The organism is Nitrospira sp. BLG_2 (assembly GCF_049222245.1).
The window spans coordinates 1-2953 of record NZ_JBLYIG010000118.1 but is presented as its reverse complement, the minus strand read 5'-3'; the positions used below and the strand labels follow the sequence as shown (position 1 = coordinate 2953).

Annotated in this window: 3 protein-coding genes; all 3 read left to right on the top strand. The window is 56.1% G+C overall.

The features are described from left to right. Positions 1-283 precede the first annotated feature (283 nt). Entirely contained in the window at positions 284-1072 is a 789-nt protein-coding gene (locus ACOSYY_RS03415) for a HEAT repeat domain-containing protein (RefSeq protein ID WP_421660869.1), read from the top strand. A gap of 56 nt (positions 1073-1128) precedes the next feature. Then, positions 1129-1674 (top strand): peptide deformylase, encoded by a 546-nt coding sequence (def, locus tag ACOSYY_RS03410; RefSeq protein WP_421660868.1) that lies wholly within the window; start codon positions 1129-1131, stop codon positions 1672-1674. A 22-nt stretch (positions 1675-1696) separates the two neighbouring features. Continuing rightward, positions 1697-2953: ABC transporter ATP-binding protein (locus ACOSYY_RS03405; protein WP_421660867.1), on the top strand; the 1257-nt coding region annotated here is incomplete at its 3' end.

Here is a 2953-nt window from a genome sequence, read left to right as displayed (position 1 = left end):
GCTGTCAGAACTGGTTCGGGACCATGCCGAAGATATGGATCGTCTGGTTCGTATTGTCGCGGAGAACCAGGATGTGGTCCGCCGACAGTTGCTTCGGAAACATCATGAGAAAGTTCGGGTGAGGAAACATTTGCGGGAGGCCAATTCAGGGTTGGACTAGGGCCGACGACCGTTGGGTCGGTTGCTCCCTCGCTTCAGCCGATTTGCAGGATACTGGTCCGTGTCAATCTCTCCTCCCAACCGTTTCGCATGCGATCATCTGACTAAGAGGAGTTCACACGTCGTGATCAACTATGCAAGTATTGTTGCGATTGTTTTCTCCGGTCTCGTGGGAGCACAGACGCTCCATGCGTCGTCCGATCAGCCTGTGCGGACATGGCCGATCCAAATCCCCTATGAAGCGCCGCCGAAGAGTCAGGATGTGCCGGATGTCTCAGTGCCCCCCAACAAGAACCCGCTCAGCCCTGAAGAGCTCAAACGGACCGAAGCCTTGCTGCCGTTGCTCGAAGGCAAACAGGAATTCTGGGCGATGGGGGAATTCGTGCATTTGGGAGAGCCGGCTGTTCCCGTCCTTGTTCAGGCGCTGGCCATGCCGAGCCCGCGGATTCGGTACAACGCAATCGAAACCTTGCTGATGATGAAGGGTGTTTCCGGGGTACCGGCCCTCATCTCCACCGCAAAGGAGCCTGGCGAGATTCCTCGGGTGCGGGAACATGCTTTGCGCGTTGCCGTTCGCCTCGATGTCACGAAAGCGCCCGAGGCGATCGAAGTCATGGCCAAGGACCCCAATCCATCCATCAGAAAGGCCGCGGCATTCGAAGCGCGGTATGTCCGGCAGAAGGCCGTCATCCCCATCCTGATTCCGATGGTGAGCGACGACGAGCGCTTCGTGGCGCTGTCGGCCCTGCAATCACTCTGGATTCTGACTCGCCATGAGACCGAGTTCCATGATTGGGACACATCCACCAAGCAGGATCGCGCGGTGTGGTCGAGCGAATGGACGGAGTGGTGGGATGCCAACAAGGAGAACTTTGAGATTCCCGAACCGCAACGGCCCAAACGGCACTCGTAACGGGCGAACCGACGAGCTTGCGGGCCCCGATATTCCTGTGTTACGAATAATACGATATGAGACCAAAGACCGAAACCATGCTGAAGATCGCCAAGTTGGGCAATCCTATCCTTCGCCAAGTTGCCGCTCCGATCGATCCGCGTGAGATCAAATCGTCCGAGATCCAGCGGCTGATCGACGACATGCTGGAAACGATGTATGACGAACCGGGCATCGGGCTTGCCGCTCCCCAAGTCTCACGTTCGATTCAACTGGCGGTAATGGGCTGCAAGGGTGACGGCGGATTTCCCGAAACGGTGCTCATCAACCCTTCGATCGTGTATTACGGGCCCGAACAGGTGGAAAACTGGGAGGGGTGTTTGAGCGTCGATGGCTTGAGAGGCAAAGTGACCAGACCCTCATTGGTGCGGGTCAAGGGTTTGGATCGGAAGGGCAAACCTCTCGATTTCGAGGCGACAGGCCTGTACGCCGTCTGTATTCAGCACGAACTCGACCACTTGATCGGCAAGGTCTTTCTCGATCGCATGACCGATATGTCCACCCTCACTCAACTCGATGAATTTGCGCAGTATTGGCAGAAAGAGTCCACAAACGTAATTTGATGCCCGCCTTGTCGAGCCTGTTGTGAAGTCCCTTCTTCGTGTCCTGCTGTATCTCCGGCCTCATCGCGCCCTTGCGATTGCGACACTCGTCTGCGCTGCATGTGCGACAGCGATGGAGCTGGTGCCTCCGTGGGTCGTCAAAATCATCATCGATGATGTGATTCAAGCGAAACAGGCGTCATTGCTGCCATGGGCGGTCGGCCTTCTGGTGGGCGCCCATGTGCTCAAGAATCTGTTTGCCTCGTTCAGAATCCGACTGAATAATCAACTTGAGCAGACTGTGGTGCACGATCTTCGTCGGGATATCTTCTCCGCCCTCCAACGTTTGTCCATCACCTATTTTGAAAATCGATCGACGGGTGAGATCATGTCCCGGGTCACAAACGACACGGAGCATGTCGAGCGGATCTTCATTGACGGCGTCGAAGGGATGCTGACGGCGTCGCTGACGCTTATCGGGATCACGGGACTCTTATTCATGCTCAATTGGAAACTGGCGGCACTCTCACTCTTGCCGATCCCATTGCTTGTCTTGTCCGCAAGCTGGTTTACATCGAAAGTGCATGGATATTATCGAGCGACCAGGCAGAGCGCCGCTGAACTGAACGGCTATCTGCAAGATTCCTTGTCCGGTATCCGGGAGACGATGGGATTTGGCCGCCAGAGGCATGAACAAGCACGTTTCGACCGGTTGAGCCAAGCCTATAGTGACAAGAACCTCAAGGCGATGGTGCTGTGGTCGATATATTCGCCAAGCATGATTCTGGTTGCCGCCTTTGGAACCACCTTGATCCTCTGGTACGGCGCGGGAGAAGTCATGGAGGGTCGTCTCACACTCGGCGAGTTGGTGCTATTTCTGTCCTACCTGGCGATGTTTTACGTACCCATCAATCAAATTCATTCGGTCAATCATATGTTACAGCATGCGTTGGCGGCGAGTGAGCGCGTCTTTGAGGTGCTGGATACGATTCCGGAAGTCGCCGACCGGCCTCATGCAGTGGCTCCGGTCCATCGTGCCAAAGGAGCAGTTCGATTCGACCACGTTCGGTTCCATTACCGATCTGACGTTCCGGTACTGAGAGGGGTTTCAACGGCCGTACCGACAGGAGAGCGCGTGGCGCTGGTCGGGATGAGCGGTGCGGGGAAGAGCACACTCCTGAAGCTGTTGATGCGGTTTTACGACGTCACAGACGGGGCGATCCTTATCGATGGGAAAGATATCCGCGATCTGAAGATTGCGTACCTGCGGCAGCAGATCGGGTTCGTGCAACAGGAGCCG